Origin of the sequence: Methanosarcina sp. UBA411 (genome assembly GCF_002495725.1) — an archaeon.
Classification (GTDB): Archaea; Halobacteriota; Methanosarcinia; order Methanosarcinales; family Methanosarcinaceae; genus Methanosarcina.
In genome coordinates, this window is sequence record NZ_DAGK01000003.1 from 182475 (window position 1) to 203292 (window position 20818).

At 37.6% G+C, this 20818-nt stretch carries 18 protein-coding genes, 1 tRNA gene and 1 pseudogene; 12 read left to right on the plus strand and 8 right to left on the minus strand.

What is annotated here, in order from left to right:
- Window positions 1–235: 235 nt before the first annotated feature.
- Window positions 236–2548, minus strand: coding sequence for a carboxypeptidase-like regulatory domain-containing protein (locus BP861_RS01910; protein ID WP_292372019.1), 2313 nt, complete (start codon window positions 2546–2548; stop codon window positions 236–238).
- A 391-nt stretch (window positions 2549–2939) separates the two neighbouring features.
- On the opposite strand from BP861_RS01910, the pseudogene BP861_RS15955 reads away from it, so the two are divergent.
- The 4 genes and pseudogenes from BP861_RS15955 to BP861_RS01925 all read left to right on the plus strand — a co-directional run.
- A pseudogene (locus BP861_RS15955) lies at window positions 2940–2987 on the plus strand (hypothetical protein); the annotation flags it as partial.
- 167 nt (window positions 2988–3154) lie between these two features.
- Window positions 3155–3367 carry a GyrI-like domain-containing protein gene (locus BP861_RS01915; protein WP_292372075.1) on the plus strand — a complete coding sequence of 71 codons (213 nt, stop codon included), beginning with the start codon at window positions 3155–3157 and terminating at the stop codon, window positions 3365–3367.
- Between the two features lie 291 nt (window positions 3368–3658).
- Complete coding sequence (locus tag BP861_RS01920) at window positions 3659–3937, plus strand: hypothetical protein (RefSeq protein ID WP_292372022.1); 279 nt, start codon at window positions 3659–3661, stop codon at window positions 3935–3937.
- Window positions 3934–4131: a hypothetical protein gene (locus BP861_RS01925; protein WP_292372024.1), complete on the plus strand. Its 198-nt coding sequence runs from the start codon at window positions 3934–3936 to the stop codon at window positions 4129–4131. Before BP861_RS01920 ends, BP861_RS01925 begins: the two co-directional genes overlap by 4 nt.
- Window positions 4132–4273: 142 nt before the next feature.
- Here BP861_RS01925 and BP861_RS01930 read toward each other — a convergent pair whose 3' ends face one another.
- Together BP861_RS01930 and BP861_RS01935 are read right to left on the minus strand one after the other, a co-directional pair.
- The gene (locus tag BP861_RS01930; RefSeq protein WP_292372026.1) at window positions 4274–4861 is read right to left on the minus strand and encodes a hypothetical protein; all 588 of its coding nucleotides are present in this window, start codon (window positions 4859–4861) and stop codon (window positions 4274–4276) included.
- 814 nt (window positions 4862–5675) lie between these two features.
- A complete protein-coding gene (locus BP861_RS01935) occupies window positions 5676–5906 on the minus strand; it encodes a hypothetical protein (protein WP_292372028.1) in 231 nt (76 codons plus the stop codon).
- A 351-nt stretch (window positions 5907–6257) separates the two neighbouring features.
- Here BP861_RS01935 and BP861_RS01940 point away from each other — a divergent pair, with 351 nt between their 5' ends.
- The 7 genes from BP861_RS01940 (at window position 6258) to BP861_RS01970 (ending at window position 13632) form a co-directional block, all read left to right on the plus strand.
- A complete protein-coding gene (locus BP861_RS01940; RefSeq protein WP_292372030.1) occupies window positions 6258–8480 on the plus strand; it encodes a PGF-pre-PGF domain-containing protein in 2223 nt (740 codons plus the stop codon).
- 603 nt (window positions 8481–9083) lie between these two features.
- Window positions 9084–9464, plus strand: a complete 381-nt coding sequence (locus BP861_RS01945) for a hypothetical protein (RefSeq protein ID WP_292372032.1) — start codon at window positions 9084–9086, stop codon at window positions 9462–9464.
- 393 nt (window positions 9465–9857) lie between these two features.
- On the plus strand, window positions 9858–10151 hold the full coding sequence (locus BP861_RS01950; RefSeq protein ID WP_292372034.1) for a hypothetical protein: 294 nt from the start codon (window positions 9858–9860) through the stop codon (window positions 10149–10151).
- 500 nt (window positions 10152–10651) lie between these two features.
- Window positions 10652–11938 (plus strand): MBL fold metallo-hydrolase, encoded by a 1287-nt coding sequence (locus tag BP861_RS01955; protein ID WP_292372036.1) that lies wholly within the window; start codon window positions 10652–10654, stop codon window positions 11936–11938.
- Window positions 11939–11940: 2 nt separating this feature from the next.
- Complete coding sequence (locus tag BP861_RS01960; protein WP_292372038.1) at window positions 11941–12171, plus strand: DUF3006 domain-containing protein; 231 nt, start codon at window positions 11941–11943, stop codon at window positions 12169–12171.
- Between the two features lie 303 nt (window positions 12172–12474).
- Window positions 12475–12879, plus strand: coding sequence for a hypothetical protein (locus BP861_RS01965; RefSeq protein ID WP_292372040.1), 405 nt, complete (start codon window positions 12475–12477; stop codon window positions 12877–12879).
- A 582-nt stretch (window positions 12880–13461) separates the two neighbouring features.
- A complete protein-coding gene (locus tag BP861_RS01970; RefSeq protein ID WP_292372042.1) occupies window positions 13462–13632 on the plus strand; it encodes a hypothetical protein in 171 nt (56 codons plus the stop codon).
- A gap of 533 nt (window positions 13633–14165) precedes the next feature.
- Here BP861_RS01970 and BP861_RS01975 read toward each other — a convergent pair.
- Both BP861_RS01975 and BP861_RS01980 read right to left on the minus strand, forming a co-directional pair.
- On the minus strand, window positions 14166–14750 hold the full coding sequence (locus BP861_RS01975) for a sugar O-acetyltransferase (protein WP_292372044.1): 585 nt from the start codon (window positions 14748–14750) through the stop codon (window positions 14166–14168).
- A 182-nt stretch (window positions 14751–14932) separates the two neighbouring features.
- Window positions 14933–15006: transfer RNA gene (locus BP861_RS01980), tRNA-Val, on the minus strand.
- 312 nt (window positions 15007–15318) lie between these two features.
- Here BP861_RS01980 and BP861_RS01985 point away from each other — a divergent pair.
- Window positions 15319–16083 (plus strand): A24 family peptidase C-terminal domain-containing protein, encoded by a 765-nt coding sequence (locus tag BP861_RS01985; RefSeq protein ID WP_292372046.1) that lies wholly within the window; start codon window positions 15319–15321, stop codon window positions 16081–16083.
- A 129-nt stretch (window positions 16084–16212) separates the two neighbouring features.
- On the opposite strand, the gene BP861_RS01990 is transcribed toward BP861_RS01985, so the two are convergent.
- The 3 genes from BP861_RS01990 to mutL form a co-directional block, all read right to left on the minus strand.
- On the minus strand, window positions 16213–16800 hold the full coding sequence (locus tag BP861_RS01990) for a cobalt-precorrin-7 (C(5))-methyltransferase (protein ID WP_292372048.1): 588 nt from the start codon (window positions 16798–16800) through the stop codon (window positions 16213–16215).
- A 158-nt stretch (window positions 16801–16958) separates the two neighbouring features.
- Complete coding sequence (locus BP861_RS01995; RefSeq protein WP_292372050.1) at window positions 16959–17978, minus strand: cobalt-precorrin-5B (C(1))-methyltransferase; 1020 nt, start codon at window positions 17976–17978, stop codon at window positions 16959–16961.
- A 635-nt stretch (window positions 17979–18613) separates the two neighbouring features.
- The gene (gene mutL / locus BP861_RS02000; protein ID WP_292372052.1) at window positions 18614–20683 is read right to left on the minus strand and encodes a DNA mismatch repair endonuclease MutL; all 2070 of its coding nucleotides are present in this window, start codon (window positions 20681–20683) and stop codon (window positions 18614–18616) included.
- Window positions 20684–20818: the final 135 nt, after the last annotated feature.

Genomic DNA, 20818 nt, shown 5'->3' on the forward strand with positions numbered 1-20818 from the left:
CTACAAGGTTTGCGTTCCTATTAGGGTAGCCCTAAGCCATAGCCTATAAAATAGAAAAGTGGGCTCGCTGAGATTCGAACTCTGGTCCTCCCCGTGTGAAGGCTGAGGGCTACACGATGTATAAACTGTAATTGACGAGCCAAATGCGCTAGACATTTCTTTCTCACTAAGTGAGGAATCAAATCACCAGAACACGGTTCCACAAAAAGAAAAATCCAGAATGAGGCACAGATAATTAATGTGCCTTGCGAGTTTTTGACAATATGAATCCTGCAATAATTAAGATTAAAACACAGAAATAACTCATATTAGACCCTACATCCGGTACATTACTACTTGGAAATGATATATGAACGCTTTCACATACAGTACCATAAGTTTGAGACTGCGCGCTAATTCTCACAGTATACATTTTTCCAGGATAGTTAGTGACTATAAAAGAGTCAGTTACCACTCCTATAGGCTTACTTACTTTGTCATTAGTACCTGAGATTCCACAGGGTACAAATGTTTTTCCACCACTCATGGTGCCCAATACAAAAATCAGGTTACTGGACTGTGATGAAGAATCATAATAGCTTGCATTAATATAAGCTGCTGTATTGTTTATCTGTTTATATGTGCAATTTGCACTGATCACAGTCTTCATTGCAGGTATTGAAGATGTAGAACTTGCAGGTGTTGAAGATGTTGAAGATGTATCACCTGTAGGTATTGTAATAGTATATTGATCCAGATTAGGTGTCAATTTGCTGGTGTACTTTTTTCCATCTAAAGTAATTGTTACAATTTTATATGTGACTCCTTTAGTCAAATGGAAACTTGCTCTCCCTTCCTTATTTGTCCAGGCACAAAAATTCGGTTTTTCATTATTTGGGTCATTATTTGGCGTATAAATCTGAACTTCACACCCAGGAACCCTCTCGTTTGAACTATTAGAAATATATAACTGTACATAGTGCGGTGCACAATAATCAGGTGCTTCAACCATTTTCAAATTTATTTCCGTGTTTATACCTGTCATATTTACTGGTAATTTAGGACTGTTAAGATAACCTGTTGCTGAAGCAGTTAAACAGTATGTGCCTTTTCCACTGTTTACAGTGAACTGGTAAAGCCCATCAACATCGGTAATTTGAGTACAATCCCACGTGTTATTTGATAATGTTATTACAGCACTTTGAACAGGCTGACCTGTAGTTGCATCTGTTAAATATCCAAATACACCAGAACGAACTGTGGCTGATTTTTTACCAGTTACTGTGAATAAACTTACAGGGTTGTTGTATACCCATGAATTATGAACATCATCATGTGCACCGATTTTTATAGCAAACGGCCCATTGTGGCTTATTGGTACATTTGCAGATGTTTGTGAAGTGATAAGGCTGTATATTAAGTGAGAAGAATCGAATTTTGATGTACTGTTATATACATTGATAGAATAGCTGGTTGCATTCAAATATGCCCAGCTTATACGTACATATCCGTTAACAATTGAAATTATACTGCAATGAGTCGGAAAAGTAACAGAAGGTACTATAGAACCATTGTAAACAGGTAAATTTCTTGTGCCATTGTATGCAACATACCCGCAATTTTTTGTACCCCTGGAGCATGAATAGGCGTCGGTTACAATATTGTCAGTTGATGCAATATTCATACCATTAATTCCATTATATGCAGGACTGTTATAGAAAATGTTATTTGAAACAGTACCTCTGCCTGAACAGGCACCATCAGCTGAATCTTGGTAAATTGTATTCAGTTGAAGTGCTGAAAATATATTATTATTAATCTTAAGGCCTGTTACATTACCTCCCATAACTTCTACACCGGCATTACCAGAACCGGTATCGGTGTAGAAAGTATTCTTGCAAATTTTAACATTTTTCGTATTATGAATTTTAATGCAAGAATTTATAAAAGTGCCCCAGCAATTATTGAATATTGAAATTCCATCACCAGCTGACCATGCATCAAAACTATCATGACCTGGTTTACACACGGTATTATAAACCTGAACGTTGCTGGTATTTTTTTTACAGACAATAAAGTCCCCCATACTGTATTGCATTTTTAAGTCATGGATAACTACATTTGAACAGCCAGACAAAAGAACTCCTTTTTCATACTCCCTATACTTGTTTTTTGCTGCATGCATTTTACTTAAAGATCCCCAACCACCATCAATTAAGAAATTTGAAATTTCAATATTAGAAATACCATTACATTCAATAATATTTTGAGTTGCAAAATTAGAGCTAGGATTGTCACAATAGATTACTGTCGCACCAATTCCATTTCCGTTAAGAGTTACTCCTGATTTCATGATTATGGGTGAACTTATGTGAAACGTGGTTGATGCAAGTTGTACAGTGTCACCTGAATTCGCTGATTGTATGGCAGCATTAATAACATTTTGGTCGTCTGAGCCTGTAGGATGAAAGGAAGTTCCCGGGCCCACATCGATAATTGCACCTGAACAATTTGCGGAAGAAAAACATATGAATAAAAGTAGAGAAATAAAAAGAATTTTAGTTTTCATACTTATCACTAATCTTTGTATAGTATTACTTCTTTAAATTTTTTGTTTTCACCGCTTTTTTAGTTATCAAAGCTAAAAGACAAGTTTCAAAAAATAAATTATGAACCTTTGAGTCTGTACAAGGTTGCACAACCCGAAGAAAAATCTTACCTCGAAGCAAGAGTCGAATCGTTAGAAAAGGAAGTATATAAAAATCCTAAATCTGAAAGTAAGGATATAAACACGAGTAGGCTCGCTAAGATTCGAACTCAGTACCTCCGCCGTGTAATCGAATGAAGATCGATGATCCTTAACTATATATTACAGTTTTTCAATACATTTTCAAGAATTAAGGAGGTTTTTGATGTCCGAGGTTACTATTGTCGAACTTAGCCCCCAGCTTGTACTTGGTATGCGCAAGACAGGATCTTACAAGGAAATTCCAATAATGTTTCAGAGAATTTGTGAGTTTGCTTTTAGCAAAAACGTTCCTATTACCGCCTATCCTGCTTTTCTCTGTCATGAGATCACAGTTGAAGAAGTCCAGAAAGCTGATGAAGAAGGAAATGCCGATATTGAAGTTATATTTCCTACTCTGAATTTGTTGAAATTACAGGGGATGAGGAAATTAAGGTATATGAGCTTCCGGGAGGGAAAATGGCAAAGATTATTCATAAGGGCCCTTACGAGGAGTGCGCTCTCACTTATGAAAAACTATTTTTCTGGATTGCAGAAAACGGAAAAAGAATCTCTGGTCCTATCCGTGAGGTATATCATAATGATCCGCGAGAAGTTCAGCCTGAAGAGATATTGACTGAAATTTATGCCCCTCTGGATTGATACAAAAAGATTCGGGAAGTAATCTCTCCAGGAATATTGAGTACTGTAACACAGGTGAACTCTAAAAATGCCCGAGATCCAATTGGATCTAAAACAGAGAAAGACAGATACATTTCGAGACAAATATCACTATTCAGATAAGTGAAAATCAGGGCAATCCAAAAAATCTCACTCCGGAAAACATAAGTATCTGTAAATACCAATTAGTTATTAATCAATAACTTTTTATTACGCAATCGTCTCTGAAAAGCAAAACGTTAAAGCTGTTACAAATCTACTGGAGAAACAGAAATGGCAGAAGCATTAAGTTCTGATAAAACAAAACCTTCCCCGACTCTTAATACTATTCTTATGGTCGAAGACACTCTGAAAAACAGCCCGAACAGCGTTGTAACAGTTGCTGAACTCAAAAAAATGTTGCCAAGACAGGTAAATCATAATACTCTGATGGTTATTCTGGACTATCTGGAGCAGAGCAATAAAATTGCTGTAGGGATTAAGGGAATAACCTGGATTCACAGCAGGAATGAAAATCTTAGAAAGGCAGTGGTTCAGGGACTTGAACTATGAAATCTGTTCGAGTGATCCTGACCCCGGAAGCCGTAAATGCATATAATTTTCTCCTGAGTAAGGCACCAGAATCAAAGCAGGAAGAGATAATCCTTAATACTTTCCTTCAGAAAGTGAAACTTCTAAAGGAGAATATCCACTATGGGCAACCAATTGTCAACTCTATTAAGTCTATGGCTACCAACGAAATATAAGGAAGACATAAAAATTCGGCGACTAATTCTAAAAAGTCACGACAAAATGTGCGATTAAGAAATTGTGTATGTTTTGCGTTTAAACTTACATTATGTATGTTGTAATGTGTTTAACATCGTCTATTGTTCTTTTCTGCAATAATTAAAAGTCAGAACATATGAATTCACAAAAATTAATTCCCATTGGCGTAAGACCATACATTTTATTTCTCCAAGTATTTTCAAGGTTGGTTTTATGACCTTCATATACTGTCGTCTTAATAGGAGCATCATTAAGTCTTTGATAAATCAATCCTCGAGATTCTAGGCGCATCAAAAAAGGAACAACATTGACCAACTCCCGCCCAAATATTTCTAATTGAATCACATTCTGAACTGAATTCAAGTTCGTATAAAATTTACCTAATAAATTAATATCTCCATCTGAAAGTTCATCATATAATTGAATAAACATCCGCTTTTTATCGAAATCAAACTTACTCCCAAGTAAAATACTATTAACAAATAACCTAGCATACTCTTTTCTTCTAATTTCTTTATATTCGAATTGGACTTTTTCAATAGCGATAAACATTAGGTGAAGATTCTCATCGGGGTCGGTTCTATCATATAATTCGCGTAATCTGGCTTCGTGATCTTCCATTTCTTTTGCGACATTTTGAAAGAACTCTTCAACATGTCTCCATCTCTTATCATCCATAAGCTGGAGATAAGCATTAGCCATTGCCAATGTAAGTGGATTTAAACTGGCTATAGAACAAAAACAAGCTCGAACTATACTTTCTCCAGTACTTGCATGAAAATTTGGTGTATTCTCTTTTTTAATATTGTATCACCTGTTATTTTTAGATATATAAACTCCCATTTCATATAAATAGAAGTCTAAATATTTGGAGGAATTGAAAAATAAAATTGTAAAAATCGGATCAATATAATAGTTTGAAAATAATAATAAATGGATCTCGAAAAATTTATTCAAGTTTATAATATTATTGATAATTATGAATATAAAAATAATATACTGGATCGGATTCGAATAGCAAATCCTAAGTTTTAGGAGGAACTCATAAATAAAATCTGACCTCGAAGCAAGAGTTGAAGTATTAGAAAAAAGCTCTATAAGTTCTTAGAATCAGAAAAGAAAGAAGAAACAAAAGTGGGCCCGCTAAGACTCGAACTCAGGACCTCCGCCATGTGAAAGCTTTATTTCAGCTGTAAGTCCTGAAGTAAGTGTAATCGAAGTTGGAGCAGGAAACAGTTATGAGCATCCGCATAAGAAACCTTTAAGCGGTTACAGCAAGCTTCGGCAGTGCACAGAACTGATCTTCATGGCCAACCATTTCCTATTCTTAGCCAATCTAACGAGCACCTTGTGATCAAGAATGGAAGATAAAGTTCTAAGCTTGCCTGATAAGATGATTATTATCTTTTGCCATTATCCTTGATGGATTTGCAATGTAGTCGGCATGTTACTTATCCCTTTATGGAATCATCTAAGCTCTATACAGTGTATTTCATCAAATTCATATCAATCCGTGGGTGGATTATGTAAAATAGCAATTATTGATATTTATAATGGAGTCGATTAAACAGTTATCAACGGAGAATGTCGGCGTATTTTTAACTTCTTCCAAAAGGTCAGTTACATCCAATATAGAAGTACCAGGGTATGAAACTGTAAGAAATTTAGCATTCAATTTTATAAATTTTGAATTTATGACTGGGTTTTTAGCCAGCAAAACATTCATATCCAATTTTGAAGCCAAATTACTCACTATAATTCTCCATGTTCTTGTACAGAATTAAAAGCCTGTAAACCGTGGTGAGTCATAATCAAGCAGAGGGTTACTTACCAGATCTTGTCTGGTAAAAAGTGAAAATCGCGCTCTACTTCCTGTTTTTCGATAAGAAGTACGTTGAATTCAGTCATTCAATTTTGTAAATATCATTGAGATTTCATGATCTTATTTTTACTTCATCCTCTTTAATCCATTTTCCTGAACAAATATTTTCAGATTAAAGGAATATAAAGTCAACCTTTATGAAAAGATTTAAAAGTTATCAATGGATAACTTGTTTTATTATTTTTTAATGTTGAGGAATGAAAGATAAGTCGGGGAAAATCGATGAAGAATAAGTGGAAATTGTGTTCAATAGTATTAGCTCTAATTGCCTTTGTTTTCTTTTTTTTAATTTTCGTTTCATCTACGGCATCGGCTGGATCTACACAACTTGAAGGCAGTCAAATCGTTATAACGGAAACTCAAATTACCACAAACGAATCAGACCAGTGGGGTCCTTCTATCTACGGTGACAAAATTGTGTGGTATGATACTCGTAATAGAAACAACTACGATCTCTACATGTACAATCTATCTACTCACAATGAGACTCGAATTACTACCCGTGAATCAATGACGTATTTTCCTACCATTTACGGTGACAGAATAGTGTGGGATAATTATCATGATGGGAACCACTATATTTGTATATACAACACCACTACTTGCAAAGAAACTTGCAAAGAAACTCAGACTACTGCGAATAGGTCGCTTCATAACAATCTTGCTATTTACGAGGACAAAATAGTTTGGGATAGTTTTCGCAATGGCAACTACGATATTTACATGTACAATCTTTCTACTGATAAAGAAACTCAGATTACTACCAATGAGTCAAATCAGCAGAATCCTGCTATTTATGAAGACTTTGTAGTGTGGGATGATTGGCGAAATGGAAACCTGGACATTTACATGTATGACCTTTCTACTCACAAAGAGACTCAGATAACCACAAATGAATCGGACCAATTCCTTCCTAATATTTATAACGATAGAATAGTATGGCAGGATTATAGCAACGAAAACCTGAATATGTACAATATTTCTTCTTGCAAGAAAATCCAGATAACTGTATCACCACGTCATTACTCACATAAGATATATGGTGACAAGATAATATGGTCTGATTTTCACAGCATCTACCTGTATGATCTCTCCGTTTCCAAAGAGTTTCAGATAAACATCGATGAATCGAGATCAGAGAAATCTACACCTGCCATCTATGGTGATAGGATAGTGTGGCAAGATTGGCGCGATGAAAACTATGATATCTATATGTGTACCATCAACTCAAACCTTTCTACTGCTATGTTTTCTGCATCCCCTATCTCTGGAAAAGTACCACTAGGAGTAACTTTTACTGACAACAACATGGATACATCGACTGTATTGAAATGGGACTTTGGAGATGGAGCTACATCAACGGAAAAAAATCCAGAGCATATTTATTCTAATATAGGAACTTACACAGTATCACTTACGGAAAGCAATTCAGTAGGGTCTGCGACTAAGAAGATAGTGAAGAACCTTATTACTGTATCTGAAGCTCCAAAACTACCTGTTGCTAATTTTTCTGCAACTCCAATGTCGGGAAATTCTCCCCTTTCCGTGCAGTTTATAGATCTATCGGAAAATGTGACTTCTTTATGCTGGGACTTTGAAAATGATGGGATAATAGATTCTATAGATAAAAATCCAGTTTATACATACACTTCTCCAGGGACTTACACTGCCAAACTGACTGCTATCAATGCAAACAGCACTACTGAGAAAACGGTTACTATAACTGTAAATGAAGAGGAAGAAGAGCACCACAGCAGTGGTGGAAGCGGTGGTAGTGGCGGTGGTTCTCCTGAGCCTGCAAGAAACATTGAAGTAAAGGAACTTTCTCAAGCATTCGTTACAAACGGCAATCCTATAAAGTTTGATTTCACAAATAATGCGACCTGTGTTGTATCTGTGAGCTTCGATGCTAAGAAGACCGTTGGAAAGACCACAACCATTGTTGAACAGTTAAAAAACAAATCCACGCTTACCTCCAACCTGACTGAAGGAGAGGTCTACAAGTACTTCAATGTCTGGGTAGGAAACAGCGGATTTGCAAGCTCAGATAACATAGAAAATCCCGCTATCTGTTTCAAAGTTGAAAAGTCTTGGATTCAAGATAATAAGATAGATCAGGCTTCTGTCCTACTAAATCGTTACAGCAACAAAATATGGGAACAACTACCAGTCAGCCTCTCAGGTGAAGACAGCGAGTACCTTTACTTTACAGCCAATGTTCCAGGATATACTTACTTTGCAATAACCGGTAAGTCAGATCTTTCTCATGAAGGAATCATTACTAAAATACAACCTGAGGACTCAGATAACACTGAGGATATAAAAAATTCAGGGTCAGAAATTAATACGGAACCCGAAGAGGAAAAGAAAACAGGCATTCCAGGTTTTGATATGGTTTATGGAATAGCCGGTTTGCTTGGCGTGTTCCTATATAGAAGGAGATAAAGCAGATTAACCTGCGAAGTGATTGATCAAATCTGGTAAACAATGTGAATATACTGCTTGCCAGATTTGAAAAACTATTTTTTGACAAAAATTTTTCTGCAGTTCTGTTGAGTCAAAGTTTAAACATGGACCGCTAATATAATCCGAAAATCAGCCCTAGAAGCAAGAGTTGAAGCACTGGAAAGGAGGTTCATAAAGCCTCTAAATCAAAAAAACAAGAGTAATTAAGTGGGCCCGCTTAGATTCGAGCTCAGGACCTCCGCAGTATAAAGGCTTCATTTGACTAGTTAAACTATATAAATCCATAAAATTTCACTACAACTCCTATTTGCTCCTAAAAATTAGACTTGCCTGAAAACAGGAGTTTTAAAAGCTTCACGCTTCAATGATTAATCACTAGATTTTAGAATAGAGTCTTTCTTATATACTACTTTAGTTGTCGTCTACAAAGTCCGTACTTCTATATATCCTGAAATAGCCGAGCTAATAAATAATTTTCATAAACAAGTTAGAATACAAATTACATTGTCAGCTTACAAGTTAAAACGCAACTTGGAAAAAATTCCAATAACTATTTATACCTAATTACTTAATAAGTAAATTATGACAGATCAACCGATGCAAACCGACCAAATTACATTACAAAAAGAACTTGTACAAATATTCCTTGTAATTACAACACTGCTATTAACAATAAAGCAAGACATCGAATACATTTCAGTTTTCTTCTTCATAATATTACTTTTAGTATACTACATAATAATATCATCAAAAAGAAAACAAAGCCATATATTAATAAACATACTTGCATTAATGACAGCTGGATTTTTTAGCTTCATCCTTTACATTACAATAGGTGAGGAAGCAATTAGTACAAGCACAAACACATTAGCTCCACTTCTCATACCAATTGAGTTACTTCTACTGGGAATAATCATAGCAATAATCCTACACGTAGATCCAATATTATCAAACGGTGAGTAATCCAAAGTAATTCAAATACTAGAGAGAACTTCGATACACCTCTGATTCCAACAAATTACTTATATACTCTTTATAAACAGCTAGCCAAAAAGTTGTATTTATCAAAGTTCTAACTAGAACTTTTACCATGTTTTTCCTTATTTTTCGGAAATATTCGATGTATAAAGCTAACATCTTTCAATAATGAAAGGTTATATTGAATAAAGTTAACTATAAATTATTATTGACGTTGATTTTTCTTTAGTATTGCTTAGATTGCGATATATTGGAAAGCGTTTTGTGAAATTTTAAGGGGGTACTAGCATTATCTTCCTTTCTTTTTACCTACATAACAGAAAATAGAACGTTACATAAATATTTGGTAATTATTATTTGATGCTATAGAAGTCAAAAATGAAGCTTTTAGGTAAGTCCAAGGTCATAAAACATAAGGCAAAAACAGAGATCACGTATCCTTTAGTAAGGCTTCCGCAATCAGAAGAAGATTTAGTAGGAGAAATTGCTTATATTTTCAAAACAGAGTATAATGGCAAACCTATCTATGTGATTTCCCTTGACGAGGAGTTAAATTGTGAACTTAAAGTTATACAGTCAGAAGCTAAATCTGACTTTGAAACAAGAATAGAAGCATTAGAAAAGAAGCTCTATACTCTCTTAGAATCAGAAAAAAAGAAAAACAGAGATTGAGCCCACTGCGATTCGAACTCAAACCTTCAGCCGTGTAAAGTCTATTTAGATCTGATGAAAAAACAAGACTTTATGCCGGATCTATGTCGGCGAGTAATGAGAAGATATACATAATAAGCCGTGTGGTAAGGGAGACAAACTAGACGTTCACTATTTATCGCTGTCATTGTAAATAGGAGTTGGAATAATCAATAGTTTTGAAACCTAAAAGCTAATCTCGCTACACGGTACCACGAGTTAACGAATTTCCCAATATCCATACAATATAGTTTTTAACTTCTTTTACATCCAATAGATCTCTGTAGCTATAAGAATCCGAGAGAAGAAAAGGTAGAACACTTGCATTAGGATAGAAAGATTCGAGCTCGAATCCTTCTAAAAATATAAGCTTAAAGTACTTTTTTTGGTATTAATTTTCATCTTTGTAGCTTTTAAAAACAAAATAAGTTTTAAGAGAGCTCAATGCAAGTTTCTAATACATCTGACGCATTAATATATTTATGAAACCCTCGCAACTGACTACCGCAATCTTCTGCCTGACCCTAATACTCATTGCAACCGGATGTACAGATCAAAAAGAAGCTCCTATTGAAACAGCTTCGGAACAAACGACTCCTACAACTACTCAAAATACCGTCACTATATCAGGCCAGAACCTTACCGTACATTTCCTGGATGTTGATCAAGGAGACTCAATCCTCCTGGAAGTTGATGGAAAATCCATGTTAGTTGACTCAGGAGAAAGTGATCAGGGAAAAGTTGTCACAGCTTACTTGCAGAACCAGGGAATTTCAACACTGGATTACGTAGTTGCAACCCATCCGCATTCTGATCATATCGGCGGGATGAACGAGATTCTTAACAACTTCCAGGTAGAGCATTTTGTTGACAGTGGATACCCTCATACCTCTAAGACTTACGAGAATATGCTGACCACTATTGATCAGAAAAACATTCCCTTTCAAGTAGCTCAAGCTGGTCAAAAAATCGATTTTGATCCTGCTGTTGATATTGAGATCTTAAATCCTGCAAAGACATATTCTGAAGATTTGAACGAAAACTCAGTAGTCCTCAAGGTAACTTACGGAACCACTTCATTCTTGCTCATGGGTGATGCAGGCCTTGAAACCGAGGAACATATCATGAAAGCTGGATATAATGTAGATTCTGACATATTAAAAGTCGGACATCACTCCAGCAGATCTGGTAGTGGAGCATCGTTCATTTCAGCTGTAAGTCCTGAAGCAAGTGTTATCGAAGTTGGAGCAGGAAACGACTATGGACATCCTCATGCTGAAATTCTTGAAAAATTACAGAAAGCTTCAAAAGTCTACAGAACAGACTTGGATGGAACAATTACTGTTACAACCGATGGGTCTACTTATGCCGTAACAACTGAAAAAACCGGGACTATCTCCAGTAGAAATGGAGCTTACACTTTTACAGATTCAACAACTGAAGAGTCGGAAACTCCAGGTTCTGCAAAATCGACTATTTATGTGAGCGACCTGAATCTTCAAGATGAATGGGTTCAGATATCAAACACGGGGTCTTCTCCAGTTTCCCTGAACGGCTGGAAAATTGAAGATGAAGGCAGTAAACATACCTATACGTTTCAGCCTTACACCCTGAATGCAGGATCTACCGTAACTGTATTTACCGGAAAGGGCATAAACTCAGCTACTGAGCTTTACTGGCAATTAGACGACCCTATATGGAACAACGATGGTGACACAGCATATCTTTACGATGATAATGGAAAGCTGATCTCAAAACTGGAGAGCTGAAGATGGAAAATTTCAAAGTTACTCTTGACCGCATAGAAGAAGGTAATGCAGTGCTGCTTATAAGGGATGAAGAGTCAATAAAAATTGACATCCCTCTCTTTTTGTTGCCTGCATGCAGCAAGGAAGGTGATGTTCTGGATATTACCATCACTAAAAATGTGCAAGAGACAGAGAATGCGAAGGAAAGAGTATCAAGCCTGCTTGAGAAGCTTAAGAGTAAGAATCAAGGATGATTGAAGGCAGGAAAAGAATAAACATGACTTTTTTGCTTGTCACTTTAAGTAGCAATTCTATTTATTTTCCCCATCCTTTTTTGCAATGAGCTCATACCAAACCAATCTTGTTTCTCATTTCAGTAAGAATTTCAAGGCAATTTTCATAATCTGAAACCCAACTGGTATTAAAATTTGGGATTCAGAGGCTCAATTTGAGTTTTAGAATAGGCTCTATAACAACCATTTGAGATCAAATACTTTCAGTTAGCTCGGATATTCCTTTTAAATATTGCATGAGTGATGATTTCTGAGGATGGTTAAGTGGATACATCAGAGAAATACATCAAAATGTGCGAATCAGCAAAGGAAATTCAAAGAAAATGGGTTTTCCAATCCGGGGATTTTGTTTATAATCCTGCTTCTGAAGAAGTTGAGGTTTTACTCTATCCCGGAAATAATTCAATTAATTATTTCTGGCTACCGAGACAAGACCAACTGCAAAAAATATGCATTGAATTCTTTATGCAGGAACTGAGGGTATCGGAATTCGAAGCATTTTTAAAATTTTTAGAATGGTATTCTGGACGCCTTAGATATACTTTCGAACATGGACTCAAGAATGTGAACGGTTTCATCGACTCGGGCGAAGAACTTCTCTTAAACCGTGCAATGATAATGATGCATCGTAAAAAATGGGATGGGAAGTCGTGGGTGAAGGCAATTTAAGGATATATTAGCAAGAGTGCAAAATTATGTGATTTTAACAGCTATAATTTAGCTTTAAAAGTTTCTCATGGCGGTATTATAGAGCTGATCCCAAAACTCAAAAACTACTTCTTTGAATCTTGTTTTGAAAGGAACAGTCGAACTATTGATTAGGAAAATAGTTATGGACACCTCACAATATGGGAGTAAAATGGTTCTTGGGATAGGTTCGTTAGGAATTTTCATTAATTTAGAATTAGTCCAAGAATATATCAAAAAAGAAAACATATAATCCATTGAAACGGGGAATGGGACGGGGGTAAAGCTATATTTAACAAAATACCATGTAAATTAATAAAAAAACCGAAAGTCATTTTTGAAGATATAATACATAATGTTGAGCCTTATGCTTGGATTTACGTAGAGTTAATTATACTCATTGGCTCCATTCCAGTTTTCACAACGATTTTTGATCACGATAATTTTAAGTATGTAGGAATAGGTTCAGGAATTTTGACGATATTTGTGCTTATTCCCTATTTTAGTCTACTAGCATTAAAATATATATTAGATTTTATAGGATTGTATAACAAAATAATTAACATGAAAATTGCAGAATGTCCAGAGAATAGTGGGATAATAAAGACAAGTAAGAGTTTGATTGAAAATATTAGAGATGCTATTGCTTTTATTCTAGGAGTTATGATTTGTATATCGATGCTTGTTCTTTTTGCAGAGATGATATATTTTGATGTGCCTTATGAACCAGCATAATCACAATTACAAGATTTTGTAAAATAGCTAATCCCTACCAATTTAAAAATATTCAATAACTAATGTCAAAAAAATTATTTTCCAAAAATCTCTTTTATTACGAGCCTATCCCAAAACTCAAAATTACTTATCTGAATTTGAGTTCGTAAAATTAATGAATTTTCCGATCATGAAAAATAGTTCTGAAATTCTTATCGGTTCGAAGATAATTTTGAGTTTTGGGATAGGCTCATACACAAAACCCATCGAAAACTTAACTGCAAAATTTTTATGCTCGATGAATTCAGTTATTCCGGAATTCACAAATCAGATAAAGAAAGATGAACACGGTATAAATTATATGGGAGCAGAAATCCTTCTTAATCAAAGGATTTTGCACTTTTTGGCAATAGAGTGAATGATCCTTAACTATAAGATTCGAACTCAGAACCCTCGCCGTGTTAAGGCTTTATAGAGACAGAAAGGAAAATATTCTGTATATTACTATTGTCAGAAATATAAAGGAAACAAAGCCAGACTCACAAAAACAAAGATTAGAACTTCTTATCTCCATCAATAATCTCACGAGTAACTCTGCAAGGATTCCCAAAGGCAACAACGCCAGGCGGAATATCTTTTGTCACAACACTTCCAGCGCCGATAACAGCATTATCTCCGATAGTTATTCCAGGCAGTACAACAACATTACCGCCTATCCATACATTGCTCCCGACTTTAATTGGATAAGCATACTCCAGTCCTGTGTTGCGGCGTTCTGCATCAAGTGGATGTCCGGCTGTATAGAAGCCGCAGTTTGGAGCGATCATCACATTATCACCAAAAACAACCTTTGCTGCGTCAAGGATGATACAGTTGTGATTTGCATAGAAATTGCTGCCTATCTCGATGTTGTAACCGTAGTCGCACATAAATGGCGGCTCAATAAGAAAAGAACCTCCAATTTTGCCAAAAAGTTTCTGAATTAAAGCTGTTCTTTCCTCAATTTTTGCTGGATGAAGCTGATTATATTCGTAGCAAAGTGCTTTACAATAAGCTCGCTCATCGATCAGCTCTTTATCATAGTATGCATTATATAATAAACCTCGAGATGCTTTTTCTTTTTCAGTCATTTCAGTCATTGCTGTTTTCCTCCCTAGTAAGATAGTAAACCTGTTTATTTAATTGCTCTTGAAGAAGGGATTAACTGTGAACTTAAAGTTACACGATTTGAAGAAAAAGCTGATCTTGAAGAATGAATTGAAGCATTAGAAAAGAGGCTCTCTACACTCTTGGGATCTGAAAATAAGAATATAAAAGAGAGTGGGCCCGCTGAGATTCGAACTCAGGACCTCCGCCGTGTGAAGGCGACGTCATAACCGTCTAGACCACGAGCCCTGGATTGAAATTGAAAATTAAAAGGATTAAGCACCATAAAATAGAACTTCTTATGTATAAGCTTATCGCTCGTTAACGATGGTAGTGGCTGCTCCGACGCGTAATGAAATTCTTATTATATTTACTTGGAACTGGATTTCAGTTTTTTCTGCCTTTTTATCAATTCTGTTCATACCTTTTTCATTCTACTAAGATTATCATAGGGAGCGAAGTAATCAGTTGTTCTGCAGAAGATTTTCAACTACATAATCAATAAAGTAGATAAGTAATAAATTTATATAACTGTAAAACTAGTTTCGTTGCAGAGTTGAAATGATAGAAATCCTCAAAATCCTGTTCAGCATGCCCTTTTTATTGTACTCTTGTTATTCGGACCTTAATTCCCGCAGGGTCTCAAACAAGGTCTGGAAATACATGCTTGCAGCCGGGTCTGTGTTCATTTCTTACGGAGTGTTTACCGACGGGACTTACTATCTTAAACCTCTCCTGTTTTCAGGAGTTCTTGTTTTCGCTGTAGTTTATATCCTTTTTCAGCTCGGAGCTTTCGGGGGTGGAGATGCAAAAGGACTGATAGCGCTTTCCATCCTTTTTCCTTCTTATCCAGTCTTTAGCTTTTCAGGAAAAATATATCCCCTGCTTGGGATTCCGCCTGTAGGACTTTTTACATTTACGGTACTGGGAAATGCTCTTCTCTTGACAACGCTTGTTCCTCTAGGGATGTTCTGCTATAACGTCCTGCATTTTTCGCCTGAAATGACCAAAAATCCACTTTACATGTTTATAGGATACAGGACTGAAGTTTCTTCCCTGAAATATAAAAAACACCTTGGCCTGCTTGAAAAATTTGAGCTTGATGAAAGTGGAAGACTCAAAAAGAAATTTTCCCTTACAGGCCTCAACTTCGATGCAGATCAAAAACCGGAGCTTGATGAGTATCTGAAAAAAGGTTTGATTGAGAAAGATATATGGGTTACTCTCGGATTACCATTCATGCTTTCAATTACAGCAGGATTTATTACTGCCGTCGTTTTTGGGGATTTGATCTTTTATGTAGTCATGCGCCTCATGGTAAGTTAAATCAAGAACTGAACTTCAATGCTTTCATTGTTCCAGCCCGCACGTTAGAAATTACAGGCTCTGCCAAAACTAACGGTTTTACTAGATTTAGCCTACCTATCGGCGACACTCTGTTTGCTTTTCAGAGAATTACCTTTTTTGTACGACAAGCAGCCCATAAAGAATTGTTTCCGGAACTGGCGGGTTTTCAGGCGTGCCTTTTGCAATCCTTTCTTCAGGATAACCGAGGTTTTCGCAGGTATAAAGTTCAGCTTCAATACCCATTTCTTTCAGGATTTCTGCGACCTCAAACGAGCCAAAGGCCTCTTCCGGCAGCAGGAAGATATTTCTTCCGTTATTTAACTCTCGGACTAACTCAGCTCTTGCAGGTTCCGAGTCCCTGCCGTGGGCTGTGATTGCGCAGAGGTTGGTCAGGTTTACTTTAGTACGTGCACACGCCACCTGCATTGAGGAAATCCCCGGAATGATTGTGTCCTTCTCCCCTGCGAATTTTCCTAACCCTGAAAACATGGGATCACCTGTGGACAGGACGACTGCGTCTGGTGGCAGAAGGTGAAGCGACTTATAGTCTTTAATCGGTTTAGCTTCACATGTTATATATCCCTGGGCAATTTCAAGGGCTCTTTTTGCACCATAAACCACAGAGGCTTTCCTTATAGCCTTTATTCCTTCTTCCGTAAGCATTCCAGGCCCAACTCCAACTCCTACCACAATCATTTTTCTTCCCCTTTATCTGTCTAAGTTTTCAAGTATAATATTTCATATTCCAGCTTAATTATCTGATTTTCAGCTTAATTACCTGGTATTCAGCTTTTAATTATATGATTTTCAGATTAATTATCCGATTTTTAGTATAATTATCTATTCTTATTAGCTCAAATCTCACTTTTGCTGTCCATCAGGACCGAACCATCTCTGTCGATCACTATGATTCTTGCACCTTTTCCTTTCTCGACTGCCATCTCGAAAGCTTCTTTAAGGCGTACGTGTTCAGGCGCTTTTTTAAGCATTTCAACAACGGTTGCATACCCGCTGCCTTCAAGCATTTCAGGGTTTCCCCATTTAAGGACAAGGCCGGGAAGCCCACAGATAATTATATCGCCTGAGGCGTAATCAAGCCCTTCCGAGATCCTGCTTCCAACCATAACGACTGTATAATCAGGGAAAAGCATATGGGAGTAGCGCATTCCGACCCTGCCTGTAGTCAGAACTACCTTATCTGTGCAGCGGATCAGATCTCCTTTCATCTCTCCCAGATGGTCGTTCCAGGGCTCAACAAATCCCGTGCTTCCAAGTACCGAAATTCCGCCTTCAACGCCGATCCTGCTATTCAGGGTCTCTTTTCCGATTCTCTCCCCTTCCGGAATTGAGATTGTAACCTCAGCTCCTTTCAGGCCCAGTTCTTCTACGGCTTCCTGCACTGCGGCCTTTATCTGTTCCATTGGTTTCGGGTTAATTGCCGGCTGATTTTTCGGAACCTGCAGCCCATCCCTTCTGACAATTCCTATGCCTTTTCCTCCGAGAATTCGGATTCCCTCAGCTTCCCTTGCTTCTCCTACAAATTCAAGCCCCCGGGTAATATCGGATTCATGGTCATTTAGAATCTTTTTCACAACTGCACGCCCCTGTGAAGCTTCGCTGACCTCAAGCTGGGCTCTCAATCCCACAGGAGTCGGGACGGACACGCTATCAACCGTTTTCTTAAGAGAAAGGACTGCGGCTTTTGCAGCTGCACTTGCTGTGGTTCCTGTAGTGTACCCTCGTTTGAGGACAGACCCGTCACTCAGAACCACAATCATCCCGGATGCTACTTTTGTTTCAAGTTCTTCCCTGGGCAGCCCGGAGCGGGCAATCCATTCATCAGGAATCTTGAAATTGTTAACAGGATCTATCATGGAAGAATATTCGGAGGTTTTTTATTATAAATGTATTGACGTGAAAATCTAAAAAGTACCCAATTGATTCTCGGGATACACCTTGCCATATTTTTTCGTTTTCCATACTTTATGATAAAAATAACTGACGCCAAAAGAACAGATAGAATAGAAAAGAGGTGGCATCATTCCAGGAGTGGGGGTTTGTTTTTCGGAAATGGGGTTTTATCCTGGATTATGGAACGATTGGGGAGTCGTTCCTTATTGGGGGTTTGGGTTGGTGTGTGAAAAATAGCCTTGGGAATGATGCCTTTTTCAAATGCCAGCACTCGCCTGGCACACTACTACATCTTAAGTTATATTATATAAATGTATAGGAAACTAAGAATGATCCTTAATGGAGAAACGTTAATTGACTATGGACATGTTAGCTATATCTCCATAATATCTCAATAGAATCTTCATATTTAGATCTCCCTACTATATTTTTTAACCTCATTGAAACAAGTTTGGAGTACAATTCGTTTTACTCTAAAATAATTGGGAGAAATAAGGAAGGCAGTAATGAACCCTATTTAGGAAATCCGAGTAAAAATAAATATTAAGAGAAAAAGGGGAAAAAATTAGATAGAATTTTTCCCAGACTGTAGCCCTTTTTACTGGATTCTTGCAAACATGCGGTCCAGTTCTCCTTTTGTAAATGTGATCACTGTGGGCCTGCCATGAGGACAGGAGTAGGGATTTTCAGCCTTTTTAAGCTGCTCTATTAGATCTTCCATCTGTCTTGGGCTGCAAGCTGCTCCTCCTTTGATCGCAGCCCTGCATGCAAGAGTCTTGCAGACCTTTTCCGAAATTCTGGTGTCCTTTTTAACTTTTCCTGAAGCTAAAAGATCCGAAACTACATCATGGATAACCTCGGGATCCTCAAGCCGCCCGAAAACCTCAGGCACGAAGGTGACTACGTATGTATTATCCCCGAATTCTGAAATCCCGAAACCACAATCTTCCAGATAAGGAATGTATTCTTCCATAAGCACTTTCTCTTTAGGAGTAAGATCTATGGTTACAGGTGTGATCAGCTCCTGCACCCTGGACTTTTTCATTTTCAAAACCTGCTCGTAAAGAATTCTCTCGTGAGCAGCGTGCTGGTCGATAAGCACAAGGTCTTCTCCTCTTTCGGCAAGGATGTACAGCTTCGAGACCTGCCCTATAATCCGCAAATTTTCAAAAGAATCCATATTTGGTTTTTGTTTTGTCTTTTGCCTCTTTTCGGCATTGATGTCCTCAGATTCCTTCTCCTCTGAACCTGCTTTTTGAATTTCAGTCTCTTGAATACCTGTTATTCTCTTTCTACCTTCTCCTTCTTTCTCCCTTTCCTGCTCGATTTTGTTATCCAGTTTTTTATCGCCTGAAATTTCCTGCGCTCCTCCCTCTGAGGTAAAGTCCAGAAGGCGCTCTGACCTTTTTAGCCTCCTCTCAGTGTCTTTTACCGGATAAACATATGTCTCGGCTTTATCTCTAAGAACCTTGCTACTTTCAGGAAGGAAGGTTTTCTCCAGAATCCCGGTTTCCTTTCCAGCCTCCGTGCTTCTAAAAGTTTCCGCAGCTTCGGAGACCTGCAATCTACCTGAAGAACCTGAAACCTCAAAGGTTTTCTGAAAAGCTCGGTCTCTTTTTTCCCGGATTTCAGGGGCCAGAGCATTCTCGGAGAGTACTTTTTCTATCACAAATGTGACCGCATCTCCAAGCTCTTTCTCCCGGCTGAAACGCACTTCGGCTTTGCGGGGGTGCACATTAACGTCCACTTCCCCGGGATCAACAATAAGAGAAAGCACTGCCACAGGATAACGTTCTTTTGGAATTTTTGTATAATATCCTTCGCGAATAGCTTTATTGATGGCTCTTGAAACTACCGGACGAGTATTTACAAACAGGAAAAGCTGGTCGCTTTCTCTTCGCGTGGTTTCAGGCTTTGAGATGTATCCCCAGATTTCAAAATCTTCTGTCCTGTATTCCAGGGGAAGCATTGAACGAGCCGTATCTGGTCCCAGAAGATTTACAATGCTTTTAAAAGGTTCACTTGAGCCTGCGTTTCTTATGACTGGCTTTCCTTCACTGAGCAGAGTAAAGGAAATCTCCGGATTTGCCAGGGCAAGATGCATTACCGTATCAGTAATATGGGCAAGCTCGGTACGGTCGCTTTTGAGGTATTTCTGCCTTGCCGGGGTATTGTAAAACAAGTCTTTTACGTGTACAGATGTGCCTGGAGCCGTGCCTGCATCCGAAGTTTCGAGAGCTTTTCCCCCATGGATCACTATCCTAGTGCCTGTGATTTCTTCTGGAGGCCGGGTAAGGATCTCAACCTTTGAAACAGCTGTGATAGACGAAAGAGCCTCTCCCCTGAACCCCATTGTAGAAATAGTATTGAGATCTTCAATTCGAGTGAGCTTGCTCGTTGCATGCTTTTTGTATGCAAGCAGGACATCCTCTCTGCCCATCCCGCATCCATTGTCCCGGACAAGAATTGAACGTTTTCCGCCTTTTTCGACTTCAATTCGGATATCCGTAGCTCCTGAATCGATTGAGTTGTCTATCAGCTCTTTTACTACGGACGCAGGGCGCTCGATTACCTCTCCAGCCGCGATTTTGTTTATCGTATCCTTATCAAGAATTCGAATTTTATTTCCCTTAGCTTTTTCTTTCGCTTCAAGATGTTCTTCCATCATTCCTTTAACTCCATCCGGACCAGAAAATTTTCATTGGATATCCTTTAATCAACCTTTAATTGACCTTTAATCAACCCTTGATCCATCGATTAATTTACCCTTAATCAATCCTTAGTCCAGTTAATCAAACAATTA

Excerpts from the sequence above, each read along its gene's own strand:
- BP861_RS01985 (WP_292372046.1), top strand. The coding sequence starts at position 15,319 with ATGATAGAAATCCTCAAAATCCTGTTCAGCATGCCCTTTTTATTGTAC.
- BP861_RS01920 (WP_292372022.1), top strand. The coding sequence starts at position 3,659 with ATGGCAGAAGCATTAAGTTCTGATAAAACAAAACCTTCCCCGACTCTT.
- BP861_RS01945 (WP_292372032.1), top strand. The coding sequence starts at position 9,084 with ATGACAGATCAACCGATGCAAACCGACCAAATTACATTACAAAAAGAA.
- BP861_RS01990 (WP_292372048.1), bottom strand. The coding sequence starts at position 16,800 with ATGATTGTGGTAGGAGTTGGAGTTGGGCCTGGAATGCTTACGGAAGAA.
- BP861_RS01950 (WP_292372034.1), top strand. The coding sequence starts at position 9,858 with ATGAAGCTTTTAGGTAAGTCCAAGGTCATAAAACATAAGGCAAAAACA.
- BP861_RS01955 (WP_292372036.1), top strand. The coding sequence starts at position 10,652 with ATGAAACCCTCGCAACTGACTACCGCAATCTTCTGCCTGACCCTAATA.
- BP861_RS01995 (WP_292372050.1), bottom strand. The coding sequence starts at position 17,978 with ATGATAGATCCTGTTAACAATTTCAAGATTCCTGATGAATGGATTGCC.
- mutL (WP_292372052.1), bottom strand. The coding sequence starts at position 20,683 with ATGATGGAAGAACATCTTGAAGCGAAAGAAAAAGCTAAGGGAAATAAA.
- BP861_RS01910 (WP_292372019.1), bottom strand. The coding sequence starts at position 2,548 with ATGAAAACTAAAATTCTTTTTATTTCTCTACTTTTATTCATATGTTTT.
- BP861_RS01970 (WP_292372042.1), top strand. The coding sequence starts at position 13,462 with ATGAAAATTGCAGAATGTCCAGAGAATAGTGGGATAATAAAGACAAGT.
- BP861_RS01960 (WP_292372038.1), top strand. The coding sequence starts at position 11,941 with ATGGAAAATTTCAAAGTTACTCTTGACCGCATAGAAGAAGGTAATGCA.
- BP861_RS01940 (WP_292372030.1), top strand. The coding sequence starts at position 6,258 with ATGAAGAATAAGTGGAAATTGTGTTCAATAGTATTAGCTCTAATTGCC.
- BP861_RS01975 (WP_292372044.1), bottom strand. The coding sequence starts at position 14,750 with ATGACTGAAATGACTGAAAAAGAAAAAGCATCTCGAGGTTTATTATAT.
- BP861_RS01925 (WP_292372024.1), top strand. The coding sequence starts at position 3,934 with ATGAAATCTGTTCGAGTGATCCTGACCCCGGAAGCCGTAAATGCATAT.